General features: G+C 31.2%; 16 protein-coding genes. 4 read left to right on the forward strand and 12 right to left on the reverse strand.

Translation table 11 applies throughout. The features are described 5' to 3' along the window. Positions 1 to 144 precede the first annotated feature (144 nt). Positions 145 to 576 (reverse strand): hypothetical protein, encoded by a 432-nt coding sequence (locus B5G32_RS08210; protein WP_087936382.1) that lies wholly within the window; start codon positions 574 to 576, stop codon positions 145 to 147. A 168-nt stretch (positions 577 to 744) separates the two neighbouring features. On the opposite strand from B5G32_RS08210, the gene B5G32_RS08215 reads away from it, so the two are divergent. Next, complete coding sequence (locus tag B5G32_RS08215; RefSeq protein WP_087936383.1) at positions 745 to 1,458, forward strand: LytR/AlgR family response regulator transcription factor; 714 nt, start codon at positions 745 to 747, stop codon at positions 1,456 to 1,458. A 624-nt stretch (positions 1,459 to 2,082) separates the two neighbouring features. Beyond that, positions 2,083 to 2,748 carry a sensor histidine kinase gene (locus B5G32_RS13820; protein WP_158093995.1) on the forward strand — a complete coding sequence of 222 codons (666 nt, stop codon included), beginning with the start codon at positions 2,083 to 2,085 and terminating at the stop codon, positions 2,746 to 2,748. A gap of 22 nt (positions 2,749 to 2,770) precedes the next feature. Here the strand turns inward: B5G32_RS13820 and B5G32_RS08225 are convergent, their stop codons facing one another. Next, complete coding sequence (locus tag B5G32_RS08225) at positions 2,771 to 3,484, reverse strand: LytR/AlgR family response regulator transcription factor (protein WP_087243960.1); 714 nt, start codon at positions 3,482 to 3,484, stop codon at positions 2,771 to 2,773. Between the two features lies 1 nt (position 3,485). Further along, positions 3,486 to 4,235 (reverse strand): LytR/AlgR family response regulator transcription factor, encoded by a 750-nt coding sequence (locus tag B5G32_RS08230; protein WP_087297652.1) that lies wholly within the window; start codon positions 4,233 to 4,235, stop codon positions 3,486 to 3,488. 212 nt (positions 4,236 to 4,447) lie between these two features. Between B5G32_RS08230 and B5G32_RS08235 the strand changes: the two genes are divergently transcribed. Then, positions 4,448 to 4,687 (forward strand): helix-turn-helix domain-containing protein, encoded by a 240-nt coding sequence (locus B5G32_RS08235; RefSeq protein ID WP_087243958.1) that lies wholly within the window; start codon positions 4,448 to 4,450, stop codon positions 4,685 to 4,687. 339 nt (positions 4,688 to 5,026) lie between these two features. On the opposite strand, the gene B5G32_RS08240 is transcribed toward B5G32_RS08235, so the two are convergent. The 8 genes from B5G32_RS08240 to B5G32_RS08275 form a co-directional block, all read right to left on the reverse strand. After that, positions 5,027 to 5,497 carry a LytTR family DNA-binding domain-containing protein gene (locus B5G32_RS08240; RefSeq protein ID WP_087936385.1) on the reverse strand — a complete coding sequence of 157 codons (471 nt, stop codon included), beginning with the start codon at positions 5,495 to 5,497 and terminating at the stop codon, positions 5,027 to 5,029. 193 nt (positions 5,498 to 5,690) lie between these two features. After that, a complete protein-coding gene (locus B5G32_RS08245; protein ID WP_239386225.1) occupies positions 5,691 to 8,903 on the reverse strand; it encodes a DEAD/DEAH box helicase in 3,213 nt (1,070 codons plus the stop codon). 75 nt (positions 8,904 to 8,978) lie between these two features. Further along, positions 8,979 to 10,898, reverse strand: a complete 1,920-nt coding sequence (locus B5G32_RS08250) for a penicillin-binding transpeptidase domain-containing protein (protein ID WP_087936387.1) — start codon at positions 10,896 to 10,898, stop codon at positions 8,979 to 8,981. A gap of 67 nt (positions 10,899 to 10,965) precedes the next feature. Next, positions 10,966 to 13,119 carry a penicillin-binding protein gene (locus tag B5G32_RS08255; protein WP_087936388.1) on the reverse strand — a complete coding sequence of 718 codons (2,154 nt, stop codon included), beginning with the start codon at positions 13,117 to 13,119 and terminating at the stop codon, positions 10,966 to 10,968. Beyond that, entirely contained in the window at positions 13,119 to 13,418 is a 300-nt protein-coding gene (locus B5G32_RS08260; RefSeq protein WP_087243953.1) for a hypothetical protein, read from the reverse strand. Before B5G32_RS08260 ends, B5G32_RS08255 begins: the two co-directional genes overlap by 1 nt. Beyond that, the gene (rsmH, locus tag B5G32_RS08265; RefSeq protein WP_087936389.1) at positions 13,408 to 14,352 is read right to left on the reverse strand and encodes a 16S rRNA (cytosine(1402)-N(4))-methyltransferase RsmH; all 945 of its coding nucleotides are present in this window, start codon (positions 14,350 to 14,352) and stop codon (positions 13,408 to 13,410) included. The genes B5G32_RS08260 and rsmH overlap by 11 nt, the downstream gene beginning before the upstream one ends. A 9-nt stretch (positions 14,353 to 14,361) precedes the next feature. Then, positions 14,362 to 14,790: a division/cell wall cluster transcriptional repressor MraZ gene (gene mraZ / locus B5G32_RS08270; RefSeq protein ID WP_087936390.1), complete on the reverse strand. Its 429-nt coding sequence runs from the start codon at positions 14,788 to 14,790 to the stop codon at positions 14,362 to 14,364. 176 nt (positions 14,791 to 14,966) lie between these two features. Continuing rightward, positions 14,967 to 16,313: an MATE family efflux transporter gene (locus B5G32_RS08275; protein WP_087936391.1), complete on the reverse strand. Its 1,347-nt coding sequence runs from the start codon at positions 16,311 to 16,313 to the stop codon at positions 14,967 to 14,969. A 105-nt stretch (positions 16,314 to 16,418) separates the two neighbouring features. Between B5G32_RS08275 and B5G32_RS08280 the strand changes: the two genes are divergently transcribed. Further along, positions 16,419 to 17,276 carry a PfkB family carbohydrate kinase gene (locus B5G32_RS08280; RefSeq protein ID WP_087936392.1) on the forward strand — a complete coding sequence of 286 codons (858 nt, stop codon included), beginning with the start codon at positions 16,419 to 16,421 and terminating at the stop codon, positions 17,274 to 17,276. Between the two features lie 25 nt (positions 17,277 to 17,301). Here B5G32_RS08280 and B5G32_RS08285 read toward each other — a convergent pair whose 3' ends face one another. Then, a complete protein-coding gene (locus tag B5G32_RS08285; RefSeq protein ID WP_087243948.1) occupies positions 17,302 to 18,246 on the reverse strand; it encodes an L-lactate dehydrogenase in 945 nt (314 codons plus the stop codon). Positions 18,247 to 18,297: the final 51 nt, after the last annotated feature.

Raw genomic sequence — 18,297 nt, forward strand, 5'->3', positions numbered from 1 at the left:
CTGATAATACCATTATAGAATTTCCCGTGATTTTAAACCAGCATAAGAGAAAACAAAAAAAGAGATTTCCCGTAAAACTTATTCGTTTTGGGAAACCCCGTGACTTCTTAGACTATCAATTTAATCAACTAGGTCCTTTTTCTTCTAAAACAAATCATCTGCAGTGAATTTCAATGTTACATCACAAGTATTACTTGGCTCCAACGCATGTGAAGATACTGCTGTAAAATAAACTGTTCCTTTCTTGCAACCATATTCACTCACAAGTACATCTCTATTTAATGGAATACCTTCTACATTTGACACTATTTTTTTTGAAGATGTAATTAATTCTGCATAATTTCCTAATGCTGCATCTCCTTTTGTTTTCTTAAAAGTTCCAATTTGACTTGTCATAGTTTTTTTACTGCCATAAGTTGTATCATAATGCGCATGACCCCATGCAGGAATATCTTTATGTGTCACCGTCTGATATCTTGTTCCTTGTTCATACACATAAGCTAAAGCTGAAGTCATCGTTCCTCCTAAAACAAGAAAACTTAAACCTAATGCCATAACCTTTTTTTGAATTGACATAACCCTCACCTCCTTTCGACAATAGTCTACCAAAATACTCAAAAAAGTTATTCTATATATAAAATTTGTGCATATTTTAACTATAAAAATGCACACTTTGGGTATTTTTTCTGATATAAAAATCTTTGTCATATAATATAGATAGTTGTCAAAAAGGAGGTAGAAATTATGCGTATCGCAGTATGTGACGACGAATTATTTTATGTACAAAATATTATGGAAAGGATTAAAAACTATGAGTTTCATGACACAAAGCCCACCATCATAGATGGATACACAAATGGCAATGAATTACTTGATGCATTTAGAATCGAACCTTATGATCTTGTTTTTCTAGACATTGAGCTTGATGACTGTCAAAATGGTATTGAATTGGCTAAAACAATTAAAAATATCAAAGCAAATTGCATTTTCATTTTCATTACAGCATATCACTATTATTTACCTGAATCGATGTGGATTGGAGCAGACCTCTTCATTGATAAGCCCATCGATCAGAAATTATTCCAAAGAGAACTTCATCATGCATTTCAGGTTTATAAGCGTTTAAATCGTACAGTATTATTTTCGACAACTGAAGGAAAGGTTTATATTAAAACTGATCAAATTCTCTATCTAGAAACAAGTTATGGTAAATACAAGTTAAAAACAACCAAACATCATTATTTTGGTAATCTTAAAACCATAACGAAATCTAAACAACAATTACTAGAATATCATTTCTTCCAACTCAATCGAAGTATCATCATTAATTTTAAACATGTCAAATCATTCTGTTTTGACTATATTACAATGACTAATGATGATATTCTTCCATTAACCAAACGAATTCGTAAAGAATTCAAAGAAAAATATTTTAATTTTATAGATAAGGAGATGTAATTTATGACAATTGTATTTAATCTATTATGTAAAGCCTTTATTGCCATTTTAGATATATTATTATTAGATTTTTATTTAAAGAATATATACCCAGATATCTATCAAGAAAATATAAAAAGCAGAGCAATATTTATATATATGATTATATTTATAGGTACATTATTATTCGTAAATGATATTTTTACATATATTTTAATGCATGCTTTAATAATCTTTCTATTAATTATAATATTTGCATTATCATATACAAATATAAATGATTTCATAAAAAAGATTTTTCTTTTCTATACATTAATATTTTTAAGCAAATTATTAACAACTTATATTTTTTCTTGGCTATTTAATACTAATTTTTTCATATTTTATGCACAAAATTCATTAACATATGTTAGCCTAAATTTTCTTGTATCAAATTATATAGTATTTATAATTTTACTAGTAATTTTTAAAGATACGCTAATGTTTTATTTTAAATATTTTAAAATAATCAGCATTTTTATATTTATATATTTTACAATTGTATTTATTTTATACAATCCAATATTATTTAAGTTAATTAGTATTGCCCGTACTTACATCTTCACTGTCGTAATCAGCATTATTGCATTAATATGTTTTGATAGAATGCAAACGAAATATGAAAAAGATAAGCATTTACAAGAATCTATTATACAGAACTTGGAGAAAGAAAAAGAATTTAATCAACAAAGAGAACAACAACAAAAAGAGATTAGAAAGATTAATCATAATCTTAATAACATCTTAATTATTTTACAATCGCATTTGGAAAAAGAAGAATATGAAGAAGCAAAGAATTATATTGAACAGAACTTAAAAACACATGTTGAAGCATATCAGGCATTAACACATACTGGTATTGCAGCGATTGATGGTGCATTGAATGCTCATATTCAAAGTATTAAAGAAAAGGGTATTCAATATGATGAAGATATTTCTAAAATATTGCATTTAGGAAGTATTGTTCCTGGTGATCTAGCTTTAATTATCAGTTTAGCATTAGATAATGCCAAAGAAGCCTGTGAGAACATAGAAGGTGAAAAACATATTTCATTAAAACTTCAAAGCAAACAGACACATGTGATTCTTTATATTGAAAATTCTATTCCAGAAGGAAGTCATCCAACTTTTCATAAAACAAGTAAAAAAGATAAAATTGCTCATGGATTTGGTGTTAGCAGTATTAAAGAAATGGCAGAACGCTATCATGGTGAAGCCAAATATGAAGTGGAGCATGTTCAAGTTATTTTAAGAGTTGTCTTACAAAAATAAAAAATAAGACTCAAAAATGGTCTTATTTTTTATCAGCTAGAAATTGATAGAATCTTCTTTTAAACTCTTTATAGCGTTTCTTTGAAACCATCAGCATGCTTTCATCTGACATATATAATAATATGTTATCAACTTTGACAATATGTTCCATATTCACAATAAAACTTCTTTGAATTTTAACAAACGTATAATCTAACAATGCTTTTCTAATACTATTGACAGCTTTTAAAGAACCATAATACACACCACGTGTTGTATGAATCTTATAATTTTTATAAGCTGTTTCTAAATATATAATTTCTGATAGATTAAAAATAATACGTCCTTGTGAAGTTGGAAATACAAAAGCTTTTTGCATATATTGATAATGTTTGATAGCTCTTTTCAACTCATATGTAAAAAGTGGATCTTTTAATGGTTTTGTCAGATATTGAAAAGCATTAACAACATAAGACTGATGTATATAACTCATATGACTTGTCATAAAAATAATCATTGTTGAAGCTTTTTTCTCATGAATCATATGAGCTAAATGAACACCATTGATATCATTTAATTCAATATCTAAATAAATCAAATCATATGGATGTTCCTCAAAACTATCTAAAAATTCCTTTCCTTGAGTAAATGTATCAACCTCAATATCTATATCATGAAATGACTGTTTAAAATTTTCTATTTTTGAATAAACATCTTGAATGTAAAATGTTTCATCATCTATCACCGCAATTCTCAATTTATTTCTCCCCATTCCTTAATTTTTCCTTTTCTTCTTTTTCCTTTAAAAATTTTTCAAATAAAAGATGATTTTGTATCAATGTTTTACGACTTGTCGGAAAGACTTCCCTTGATTTTAAAATAACATTACGATCTGTTAAAAAATCAATACATTTCATATTCACTAAAACACTTTGATTCACTTGCATAAACCATCGTGACTTTAATACTGGACGTAACTTATAACGATTTTTAACATGTGTCATGAAATGCTGATCATCCACAGTTACAATTTCTAAATCATTATAATAAGTTTCAAAATACTTGATTTCATCAACATCAAAAATACGTTTACGTCCTAATTCTCTAATGGGTATGACAAATTTGACATTTTGATGCAAATACCAATCCATTAAATAATCAAAAACACTTTGAAATTGCTTTGTATTAATAGGTTTTAGTAAATATTCCCTTGCCTTTACCGCAAATGCTTCATGAATGTGATAATATTGATCACTAATAAAGACAACCTGACAGGCACGATTCAGTTCTCTTAATCGATAAGCTGCTTCAATACCACGATCATTTTCAACTTTCATTTCAATGAATGCAAATTCATAACAACGAAATTTTGTACTATACAGCATCTCTTGAATTGTAGAAAAAGTATAAACATTTAATTCCATTTCTGGTTCATGAAAACATTCAATAAGCTTTTTCTTAATCAAGTTTAAATAATCCAGCTGGTCATCACATACAGCAATGTTCATTGTTCCCTCTCCCCTTCTTTAATTATCTTGATAATTTTATTGTAGTCAATTTGCAATGAGAAATCAGTCCACTTTTCTCCCATTTTTGGTCATTTTTATGCCAATTTGTAGAAATTTGTCGAGAATTGTCGAATGACAAAAGAGTTGAAATTATGATGAATTTACCTAAAGCAAATCTTCATAGTGTATAATAGCTTTAGGGTGGTGAAAACATGAGTATTGGTCAAAGATTAAAAGCATTAAGAAAAGAAGCGGGATTATCACAAAAGCAAGTAGCGGAAGCATTAAAAATGTCTAAACCTATTGTTTCTCAATATGAATCTGATCAAAGAACACCTTCTGTTCCTAAACTTATTCGTTTCTCACGTTTTTATAAAGCGTCATTAGATTATATTTGTGAAAATGTGGAAAAGAAAAATGAATTTTATGGAATTAAAGATTTAGATAAATAATAACAGGAAATCTTACAGTTTGATAAAACTGTAATTTTTTTTTACATTCTTTTTTTGACGAATCTGTAAATTTATTATTCTTTTCATGGTTTTTATGCTTTTCAATTCGTTTTTTATTTGTTTATTCGTTATAATAAATTTGTCTTTAAAGAACACCTGTATATTGATGTATGAAAATGAACTTATAAAATAAAAAAGAAAGGGATTTTTCTCATCAGCAACCGCATCAATATATAGAAGATATAAATAAGATTGTGACTTAGCCTAAATGAACCTGGCTTCTTACATCCTTATTTATATGTGATGCATCATGAACGAAAGATTTTTCTTTCGTTCTTTTTATATTTCAATTTCGCCATGTTTAAGATCATGTTCTAAACGATCAAACTCCGGCTTATAATGCCGACTGGAAATTAAAATATCATCGTTATCAAGCATAATTCTACGCCGACTCCCTCTTTGAATTTTATAATTTTTCACATGTCTGATATTCACAAGTGTCCGCACATTAATCTGATAAAAGCCATAATCCTGTACCCGCTGTTTTAAGCGTTCCATTTTCACACAATAAATACGATAGACATCTTTTTCAGTATAGGCATAAAACTTTTGGTCTACCATTTCAAAATAGTATATAGCTAAAAGGGGGACATAATATTTATTATGGTATTCATCATAGAGTTCAACTTCACCTAAATTTTCAGTAAATTGTTTTAATAAAAGCTGTGCTAATTTTTTGTTTTTGGGATGATAAACAAGTTTTAATTCATGATGATTCATTTGTTCATTTTCATCATAGATGATCTTCATGTTTTCATCCCTCCCCATATAGATATATAAAATGCATTTTTATATCAAAACACAAGAGAAGTTTATAGAACACCTATGTCTGTAATAAATAAAATGCACATTTGCCTAAATATTGTATATTTTTCTACAAAATTCGACATATTTCTACATGTTTTTTACCCAAAAACAGGCATTTTTTGCACAAAAAAAGATCTCATGACGAGATCTCAAATAACGATTTCATATCATCTAAACTCATGGTACTAATCGTTCCTTCATTTCCTTCAACAAAAGTATCTGCTAAGTTTTTCTTTTGTTTTTGTAATTCCATTATCTTTTCTTCAATTGTATTTTTCATAATCAATGAGAATACCTGAACATTTTCTAACTGACCAATACGATGTGCACGATCTGTCGCCTGATTTTTTGCTGACATATTCCACCATGGGTCATAATGAATGACAGCTTGAGCACTTGTTAAATTCAAGCCTGATCCCCCTGCTTTTAAAGAAATAAGGAATAGTGTTGTTTGATCATTTTGGAAAGCATCAACCATTTGTTTACGTTTTTCTTTTGAAGTCGAACCATCTAAAAGATAATAAGATATATGTTCTTTTTGACATTGTTCTTCAATCAAATGTAATAATGAAGTAAATGAAGAGAATAATAATATTTTCTTATGATTATCTTTTAAAGAATGAATCAGTTCCATACATCCTTTTAACTTTGAAGAAGGCTCTTGTATATCCTGATATAATAAACGTGAATCTTGGCACAATTGTCTTAAACGTGTCAACATTGCTAGAATATCAATACGTCCTAACCTTTGAACTTGAAGTTTTTCCTGTAAAGATTTATTAACTTGGACAAGATTAGCCAGATAAAGTTTCTCTTCTTCTTCATTAAAACGCATATAGATGGTCTGTTCAATTTTTTCTGGTAATTCTGTTAAGACATCTTTTTTATTTCTTCTTAAAACAAATGGTGTAATCATCTGTTTGAGACGTTCCTGTTTTTGTTCATCATGTTCTTTTACAATAGGGCGTTCAAACTGTTCTAAAAAGTAATGATAATGATAGAGATAATAAGGCATTAAAAAGTCAAAGATTGACCATAATTCAGCTAATGAATTCTCAATTGGTGTTCCGGTTAAAGCAAAACGCTGTTTAGCTTTTAAACGCTTTACACAAATGGCATTTCGTGTTTTAGGATTCTTGATATTTTGAGCTTCATCAATCACAACTGTATGGAACTGATATGTTTCATACAGTTCAATATCTCTTCTCAAATAATCATAAGATGTGATCACAACATCATAATCTTCTTTATGTTCCAAAAGCTTTTCTCTGGCTTCTTTATGACCATAAACACATAAAACCTTTAGATCTTGAGAGAATTTTTGAAATTCATCCTGCCAGTTAAAAATCAGACTTGCAGGCGCAATAACCATATGTGTTCCTTGTCCTTTTAAACTATCAAAATAAGTAATCATCTGTAATGTTTTTCCAAGCCCCATATCGTCAGCCAGAATACCACCAAAACCATAATGTTCCATCAGTCTTAACCACTGATAACCAAGCTTTTGATAATCTCTTAAAATACTTTGATAATGTTGAGGAATATCAAAATCATATTCTCTTTGTTTAAAGTCTTCCGTCCATTTCTTTAATTCAGCACTTCTTTGATAATGTAAAGAAGATTCCTGATTCATCATCTGATCAATTTCAAACAGACGATAAGTTGGAATTTGAATCTCCCCACCCGCAATATCTTTCATATTCAGTGATAAAGAATGTGTCAGATGATCTAAATCCTGAAGTTCCTGATTTTCTAACGAAAGAATCTGACCATTTTTTAACTTATAGAATTTTCTTTTTTTCTTATAAGCTTTTAATAAATCTATAAGTTCTTCTTTTTGGACATGAATACTATGAATATCAATAGACAATAAACCTTGACGCAGATGAACACCCACCTGTATATCTACTGGTGTAACCTGAGAAAAACTATTTAAGGCATCACTGACAAAAATCTGGCAATAATGCGAAAGATATGGCAAGCTTTCTTTTAAAAACTGATAAGTAAAATCATGATCATATTGAAGATAAATCATATGATCATCAATATCTTCAATATAAGGACGCAAATAATCTTCTATTAAATCTGCTTTCTTTGATTTATGCGTATTATCTTCATCAAAACCATAACAGATATGATCATCATAAATATATTCTAATTGAACACAAATCTGATCATCACGCGTCATATCAGCATAAAGATTAATCATATCTTCTTGATGATAGGTATCAAAAAGATGTGTCTTTAAATCAATATCATCACTTAAATCATATAAAACATATTTATAAAAATCCATTAAAGCATTTTGAGGAATATAGAAACCACCTTTGGTTTCCATCCATTTTTTGATAAATGTGATAGCTTGAATAGGCGCATGGAACATATAGCGATATAAAGTATCATTACGAAAACTGTATAAATATTGTGAGGATATCATCACATCTTCAAATTCATTATAATCAGCTAAATCTAAAACATAGCTGTCTTCTTTTAAGGAAATATCTAAAGGAATCGTATAATTCTTCTTATCAAAAGCAATATCACAATAAGAAGAAGGCAAAGCACTCATGATATTATAAAATTCATCTATATCATCCTGTATCATTAATACTTTGATAACACCCTGTTGAATAAATTGATTTTTTAAAAAGCTTTTTTTCATAAAATCAATGATTTCTCTAGAGTCTTCATCAAAAGCTTCCCTACTATGAATGAATTCAAAATTCTTGCTGTATTGTAAATGCTCATGATGTTCAATGGCTTTTAAAAAGGAATCAATATTTTTAATCATATAGCTTTGAGTCGATGTTAAAACTTTAAAAGCAACCCATAATTGATTCTTTTTTTGTTGGACAAAGACTTTAAGCTGATATTGTTGTGAAATAAATGGAACAAAAGATTCTCTTAATAACTGATCTTTATATAAATGAATCAAATCTAATGATTCCTGCTGTTTTTTATGCAGGACGCGTTCTTGTCTTTGTTTTTCTATTTTTAAGAGTTGCTGTTGCTTATTCCAATGATCATCTTTTTCATAAAAATAAGGGAAAGATGTCACTTCTAATTTTTTTAAAAAGAACAAAATTCCTGCAATATGACGACATTGTCCTTTTAAAGGACAACTACAATGAGATTGAATAATCTCTCCATCCTGGGAGATTTTCATAGATACAATCAATTTATCATTTGACATTGAAATTCTTGCATTGATTCTATAACAGTGATTATTTTCATCATAGGAGATCGTCATTCTTTCTAAATATTCTTTCATATCCATAAAACGACCATAACGATATTCCTTTTCATTTTGCACAATACGTCTGATTTCTTTTTCCTGTATAAGCATCATGATTCCTCCAATCAATTTTTTATTATATCATATTATGACCAGAGTGTAAGCTATAATCACATGCATTTTCACTGATTAACGGATCTCTTGTTGATTACCCAGCATAATTTTCACTTTCTGACCTTCTTCTATCTGTTCTCCAACACGAGGCAATTGATCAATGACATAGTCACCTTCACCTAAAAATTCAAAACCATATTGATCATTTTTCACTTCTGATTTTTTCTTACCCATATAATTTTGTACATCAAAAGTTCTCGTATCCGTCCAGACATAAGCTTTTTCTCGTTGTTGTGTCACTTTTTGAACTCCCAGTGCTGGTAAAACATCCATGAAAATTTTTCTGGCAATAGGAGCTGCTGTTGTTCCACCATACTGAACACATTTTTTAGGATTATCCATGGCTAAATAAAGCACAATCTGGGGATCATCAATGGGCGCAACACCTAAAAAAGAAAGAATATAGCCATTACCTGCATATGTTCCATTGATAGCACGTTGAGCGGTTCCTGTTTTTCCCCCAATACGATACCCATCTATATAAGCATTCTTTCCTCCGCCATCCGTCACAACACCTTCCAAAGCATCTCTGACTTTAGCTGACGTATCTTCACGAATGACCTGTTTTAACATTTTGGGTTGTTTTTCACTGACAACTTCATGTGTTTTGGAATTATAGATTTTATTGACAATATAAGGCTGATAGAGTTTACCACCATTTACACAGGCACAAACAGCTCTGACAAGCTGGATTGGTGTTACAGAAATACCTTGCCCAAAAGCCACAGTTGCCTGTTCAACTTCATTAAACTTATCATAATCAAACATAATTCCACTAGATTCCCCCATCATATCAACACCTGTTTTTTGTGTTAATCCAAAATCTTGAATATACTGATAAAGACGTTCTTTACCAAGTCTACGCCCAATTTCAACAAATCCAGGATTGGAAGAATTTTGTAAAACTTCTCTAAATGTCTGTAAACCATGTCCTCCTTTTTTCCACGATTTAATACGAACACCGCCTACAATTTCATAACCTTTATCATAATAAGTATCTTTGTCCATATCAAAAAGATTCTCATTTAAAGCACTACTAAAAGTAATAATTTTGAATGTTGATCCTGGCTCATAGGATTTCCAAATTGGTAAATTACGATTATAAATTTCACTATCAGCATTTTGATAATCATTCGGATCAAAATCAGGCTTACTGCAGATTGCTAGAATTTTACCATTACGAGGATCCATTGCTAAACACAAAATAGAATCTGGATCATAAGTCGCATAAGCATTGTTTAATTCTCTTTCTACGACATCCTGAACACGTGTATCAATCGTTAATTCAATATCCATACCAGAAGTTGGATAAACATAATCAGCTGGATAAATATTTAAATTTTGTCCTTTAGCATTCATATAATAATGAATGCTTCCATTGACCCCAGAAAGATAATCATCATATTGGAGCTCTAGACCAACTAATCCTTGATTATCAATACCAACAAATCCTAACGTTTGAGCTAAATAATTTTGAAATGGGTAATATCGCAAAGTATCTTGAACAAGATAGACCCCGGGTAATTTTAAACGATCAATGCTATACGCTTTATTTTCATCTAGTTGTCGTCCTTCTGGTTGAATTCTTTCTACTGAAACTTTCTTTTGTATTTTATCCAATAATGTCTTTTCATCACATTCTAGAATTTGAGCGAGTTGATAGGCAGTATGGATAGGATCTTTGATTTGACTTGGAACAACAATCAACGAAGATGTTGTGAGATTATCAACCAAAGTCACATGCTGACTGTCATATATTTTTCCACGTGATGCTTCCAATGGAAAACTACGTTGCCATGATTCTGTTGCTTTTAAACTCAATTCCTGATAAGCAATAAACTGACTATAGCCAAGACGAATCACAATACAAACAATAATAATGGTCATGACCATATTGACCCATTTGATTTTCTGTATCATTTTAGAAAAAACCATGTCACATCACCAACATATTGTATGTTTATGATATTGAAAATATGAAAATAGGGACTGAATTCAGCCCCTATTTTGCCGTCACTGTAATTTTTTGATTAGCTTTTAGCTTCGTACCTTTCGATACACTTTGTTCATAAATCGAACCTACACCTTTGAATTCTATTTCTACATTAGCCATGGCACCAAAAGCTTCCGCCTCTTTACGCGACCATCCTGTCATAGATGGCATGGTGATATTGGTTCCATTGGTTTGTAAGAATACCCTTGATTTGGAAGACACTTCAGTCTGTGCTTTTGGATATTGATCAACAATGACATTTCCATCTCCTACAACAAGTGAAGATAATTGATGATTAGATAAAACGTCTTTTGCATAATCAACACTTTGATTTGTATAATTATCTAAAACAAATGTAGATGTTTCTACAACTTGTGATGGTTGTTCATTTAATTTATTTAAAGCCGCACGAATACCAGCCTGAACAACTTTGGCAGATTCTACAGTACTTGCAGAACTTCCCTGATACCACATCACTATAATGACCTGTGGATCATCATATGGAGCCATACCGACAAAACTGTTTGTATAGAAACCACTACGATAACCACCTGATTTGGATGCTACCTGTCCTGTTCCAGTTTTCCCAATCAAATTCACATCATCCATACGATAATTATATCCTGTACTTCCTTCTATATTAATAACACCTTTTAATAAATCTCTGACCTGTTTGACAGTATCAGTAGAATATATTTGTTTAGAGTACTGTGTTTTTGCCTGATATAGAGCTTCTTTTGTATCACTGTTGACAACTTTTTCCACAATGTAAGGTTCTACCATTTTTCCATCATTTGCAAACGCACTATAGGCACGTATTAACTGCAAACCTGTAAATGTTGATCCTTGTCCATATCCGGTTGTCAAATACTCTAACGTTCTTTCTCCTTCACGTTTATATCCAGCAAAACCTGCGGCAGATTCTAAACCATCTATGTTACTTTCTTTAAAGAAACCTAAATCTTCATAATCCTGAAGCAAAGATTCTTTATCTGTTTTTTCACTTAAAATGTGACAGATTCCCGTATTACTTGAATAATAAAATCCTTGTTTATAACTGATTGTTCCCCAACCTTTACCATCATTATGGTCTCTGAGTATCGCAACTGTTTTTCCATTGACTTTATAGTAATACTTTCCTGATTGATAAGTATCATTCACATCTAGTTTATGATCATTAATCGCATTTCCATAAACAAATGATTTAAAGACTGAACCAGGTTCAACAGGTTCATTAAAAAATAAATCAACATAATTATCAATATCACGTTCATTTGGATCAAATGATGGATAGTTAGAAATAGCCAATAACTTTCCAGTTTTTGCATCCATAATACCACAGGTTGCTTTTTCTGGCTTTAATTCTTTCACCATTTTTTCCATCTGCATATCTAATTCCGTCTGCACATCACTATCAATCGTTAAATAAACATCATTTCCCGCAACAGGTGCAGTCTCACTCAAAATTCCATTTGGCAAGACATTATTATTATTATCAGCTAAATAAGTTCTTTCTCCATCTTCTCCAGACAATTCTTCATCAAATGCCTTCTCAATCCCCATTTGTCCAACTATATTCTGAACTGTCTTTCCTTTCATTTCTTCTGTAACTGCTTGTGCATATCCAACTTCATAGGATGCAAAATCACCATAACGATAATTTCGTGTTGTGATTTCTTCAAATTCCAAACCAGGTAAATGAAGGGCATCAATCTGATCTTTTACAAGAGATGACAGATTGTTTCCATAACTTCCAAACTCTACCTGATAAGTATCTTTACTCAATCGGTTTAAAATATCTTCTTCATCCATTCCAATAATAGGTGATAATTCTTTGGCGGTTTTTTCTTTATCAACAACATAATCCGGTTTTTTATCAAGCGTTAAATGTGTCTTAGATAAAATCGCATAAAGCTTATATGTTTTCATGTCACTGGCAATAACTTCATTATCACTTGAATAGATTGTCCCACGTTTAGCAGGCAAAATCTCTGTTTTACTTTCACCACGATCTTTAGCATAACCTTCAATATCATTTCCACTGATCAAATGTTTCCCAGTAGCTCCCAAGTAAATGACATTAAGTACCATACAAACAATGACTGCAATAATAATACAATATATAATTTTAGCACTTTGATTATTATTTTTCTTCAAAGCCATTATTCTTCAGGAACTCCTACAACAGCAGCTGTGGCAGTATTTTGTTTATATGTATATCCCTTCGCTTCAGCAACAGATTCAATACGAGAAAAAGAAGCTAACTCTAATTTTTTCATATCTAATCCATCAATATCTGATTCAATTGTCTTAATATCCTTTTCCAACTGATTACATGCTACATTAATTGTTGATTCATAAGAATTTAATGCAACAATCCCTACAACAAAAACAATAAAACTCATCACTAATAAACGTTTTGAAAATCTTAAAAATCTTGTTTCTTTTCTCTTATTCTTCATCCTCATATATCCTTTCTATAATTCTTAATTTTGCTGAATGAGAGCGATGATTCTCTAATAATTCTTCATCACTCGCCACAATTGGTTTTTTTGTGATTTTTTGAAACCTTGGTTTCAAATATTCAGGAACAATTGGCATTCCCCTAGGAAGTTCTGGTTGTTTTGTCACTTCCTGAAAAGTATATTTACATATCTTATCTTCCAAAGAATGAAATGTAATGACTGCAACACGGCCATGAACATTCAATATTTTTAAAGCATCATTTAAAGCGATATCAAAAACATTCAATTCATCATTAACCGCAATACGTAAAGCCTGAAATGTACGCTTCGCTGGATGTCCACCTTTTCTTCTGGCCGGAGCTGGAATCGCTTCTTTAATAATATCCACCAGTTCAAATGTTGTTTCAATAGGCTTGATTTCACGATGACGTTCAATCGCTCTGGCAATTTGTTTGGCAAATTTTTCTTCAGAAAATTTATACAGAATTGTGACAATATCCTGATAACTATAAGAATTGACGATATCGTATGCAGTTAATTTTTGATTCTGATCCATACGCATATCCAGTTTGGCATCGTAATTGTAACTAAAACCACGTTCACCATCATCAAACTGAGGTGAAGAAACACCTAAATCAAACACAATTCCATCCACATGTTCTACGCCATGTTTTGCAAGCTCAGCTTTCAAATTTTTAAAATTAGAATAAATAATTGTAAAATGATCAGAGATTTGAGATAGACGCTGTCTGGCTGCTTCTATCGCATGTTGATCTTGATCAAAACAATAGAGATGACCCGTTGTTAAACGTTTTAAAATTTCCTGACTATGTCCACCACCACCCAGTGTACAATCTACATAAATGCCATCTTCTTTTATATTTAAACCATCAATTGTTTCCTTTAATAAAACACTGACATGATGAAACATAACATCCTCCTAATCTAAATCATCTATATTTTCTGAAATCTCATCGAAATGATCCATATTGTCATCATAGAAATGATCCCATGTTTCACTATTCCATAATTCAATATGATCACCTGCACCGACTATGACACATTCTTTTTCCAGATTTCCTTCCTTTCTTAAAACAAGTGGAATATTGATACGACCTAATTTATCAAATTCACAATCTGTCGCTCTCGAAGTCACCAAACGTATAAAAGTTCTCACTTCGGCTTTTCTTTTAGGAAGTGTCATGAGTGATTGATAATAGTTTTCCCAGCCTTCAACTGTATAAATAGCCAGGCAGCCTTCATTCCCACGAGTCACATAGACTTTTTCACCACATTCAAGACGCATTTTGGCAGGAATGCTTAATCGTCCTTTTGTATCAATATTATGTCTATATTCCCCAATGAACACTTCAAAATCACCCACTTTTATACATTTCTATACATATTTTAACACTTCATACCACTATTATATACTATTTATACCCTTATGTATAGAAAAAACATGCTTTATTTTTTGATTTTTTGCACAAAAAAAGTGGCTTATTTTCGCCACTTATCACTATTTTTCCATATTTTAACAAATTTTCATAAACTGTCTTTTTCCAATCGTGGTAACCACGAAGAAAACAGATAAAACCATAAAAAAACAATAGAACTGCATGCCCAAGTGATCGGATATGCCCAAAAAACAAGATGAATATCATGAACCAGATGCAAAGCAATACTGATGTATAAAACACGAACGACACACCAAAAAATCATCATCACAATCATGGGAATCATTGATTTTCCTGCTCCTCTTAAAATACCTGCAATACAGTGTGAAAAAGCTAATAAGAAATAAAATAAAGTCACGGTTCTAGCTTGCATTGTTCCATAGCTTATAACATCTTGAGTTGAATCAAATAAGCCAATCAAAAATGGGGCTCCTATAAAAATGATCATCCCTATAATTTGCGCCAAGACCAATGAACAGATAATACCAAAACGCGTTCCTTTTTTGACACGATCATATTTCTTTGCTCCAATATTCTGTGAAACAAAAGTTGTCATTGCTAAGGCAAAACATGTAATAGGTAAAAATCCAAAGCCTTCAATTTTTGAATAAGCCCCACATCCTGCCACAGCCATCTGTCCAAAACTATTGATATAGCTTTGAACAACAACATTGGCTAAAGCTATAATTGAATTTTGAATTCCTGCAGGCAATCCATTTTGAATAACCAGTTTCAGCATTGGTAAATCAAATCGAATTTGTTGGACTTTTAATGGATATGTAGGTAATTTAATTAAATGCATAAAGCATAAAACAGCACTGACAATTTGTGAAATAATCGTAGCTAAAGCGGCCCCTCCTACTCCCATATCAAAGACAGTAATAAAAACAACATCTAAAACAACATTAATAACTGAAGATATAATCAAGTAATATAACGGATGTTTACTATCACCTAAAGCCTGTAAGATTCCTGTAAAAGCATTGTAAAGCACAAAAGCCAATGACCCCATAAAATAGACTCTAAAGTAAATAATAGAATTAGGTAAAACATCCTGGGGTGTTCCCATCAAAATTAAAATCTTAGGTGCAAATACAACACCTAAAATCGTTAAAACAATACCACATACAATCCCTAAAGCAACAGTTGTATGAATAGATAAATGCACACGTCTATGATCATGAGCCCCAAAGAAACGTGCAATCACAACGCCAGCTCCCACAGAAATGCCATTAAAGAAACCAACCAGTAAAAAAATCAAGTTACCTGAAGACGCTACAGCAGCAAGAGCACTTGATCCTAAAAAATTTCCAACAATCAAAGAATCAGCAGTATTATATAATTGTTGAAATAAATTACCTAAAAACAAAGGAATCGCAAAATAAATAATCTTTTTAGCAATAGACCCCTCACTCATCATATTTGTATCATCCATATAACCCCTCCCATCATTGTTTCATTATAGCACTAAAACATTTCTAAACATAGACTTATCTGATATAATGTCCTCATAAAAAATCAAAAAGAAAGGATACTTATCATGAAATCAGCATTAATTATTGGTTCAAGTGTTTGTGATGTTCATATTTATGTTAAACAGCTCCCTCAACTATGTGGTGATGAAAATATAATCAGTCAAAACATGGCCATGGGTGGTTGTGCCTGGAATGTGGCCTCTATTTTCAGACAGACCAAACTTCCTTATACCCTCTTTTCACCTATTGGTAAAGGTATCTATGGAGAATTTGTGAAAACCCATTTTCAAAAAAATCAGATTCCTATACTTATTGAAACCAATCAAAAGAATGGATGTTGTTATTGTATTATAGATCAACAGGGCGAAAGAACTTTTCTTTGTGAGCATGGTGCTGAATATTTTTATCAAAAAGAATGGTTTCAACAATTGGATATGAAACAATATCAATGTGTCTACCTTTGTGGATTAGAAATCGAAGAAGATACTCATGAAGTGATTTATCATTTTTTAAAAAATCATGATCATCTAAGCATCTATTTTGCACCTGGTCCACGTTTGATGGACATACCCAAACAATCTTTCCAAAACATCCTTTCACTCCATCCTATCATTCATTTAAACAAGCAGGAAATCCTGACATATACACAACAAACTACGCTTGAACAAGCCTGCCAATATTTATATCAGCAAACACATCAACCTGTAATCGTTACCCTTGGAAAAGATGGATGTTATTTCTATAATCAACAGGAAAACTTTCATATTCCTGCCATTCCAGTGAGCGTTTATAATACCAACGGGGCTGGTGATAGCCATATAGGTAGTATCATGGCTTATCGTATGCTAGGCTATTCCTGGTTTCACGCTTTACAAAAAGCTAATGAAATCGCTGCTATGAAAATATCAAAAAAGCATTTATAGACTTCACTCTATAAATGCTTTCTTCTTATAAATCCAAATCATCCAATACTTCTTTTAAAGCTCTGGCACTTGATTGTAATTTATCATTTTCATCATTATTCAAATAAATATCAACAACTTTTTCAACACCATTTTGTCCAATAACAGTTGGAATACTTAAACATAAATCATTCAAACCAAATTCTCCCTGCATCAAGCTAGAAACAGGTAATACTGCATGTTCATCTTTTACAATCGCTGTCGCAATACGTTTTACCGCAACTGCTACACCATAATAAGTTGCTCCTTTTCTTTCAATGATTTCATAAGCACTATCACGAACTTCCTGAGCCAATCTTTCCATGGCTTCTTCATGATTAAAGTGACCACGTAATTCACAGAAATGATTAATATGAATACCAGCAACCTGCGCACCAGACCATACAACCAATTCACTGTCACCATGTTCTCCAATAATATAAGCATGAATATCACGAGGATCAACCTGTAAATGTTTACCTAAAACATATTTTAATCTTGCTGTATCAAGAACAGTTCCTGAGCCAATAACTCGATTTGATGGGAATCCTGATAATTTCAAAGCAACTTCTGTCAAAATATCAACAGGATTAGAAACAATCAATAAAATACCTTCACAATTTCTTTTTTTAATTTCTGGAATAATGCTCTTAAAAATTTGAACATTTTTCTTAACTAAGTCTAATCTTGTTTCATCAGGTTTTTGATTCGCACCTGCTGTAATGACAATAATTCCTGCATCTACAATATCATCATAAGTTCCGGCATAGATATTCATAGGTGTTAAATAAGCACTCCCATGACTTAAATCCATCGCTTCTCCTTCAGCTTTTTTGGCATTTGCATCTATTAATACCATTTCTGAAAATAAACCTGTCTGAATCAAACTAAATGCAGATGTAGCTCCTACAAACCCACATCCAATCACTGCAACTTTTTGCATATTAACCATATTTATCACCTTCCACTTTCAGTATACCCAAAAATACAAATTTTTCAAATC

It is taken from the genome of Massilimicrobiota sp. An80, assembly GCF_002159255.1.
GTDB lineage: Bacteria > Bacillota_I > Bacilli_A > Erysipelotrichales > Coprobacillaceae > Allocoprobacillus > Allocoprobacillus merdigallinarum.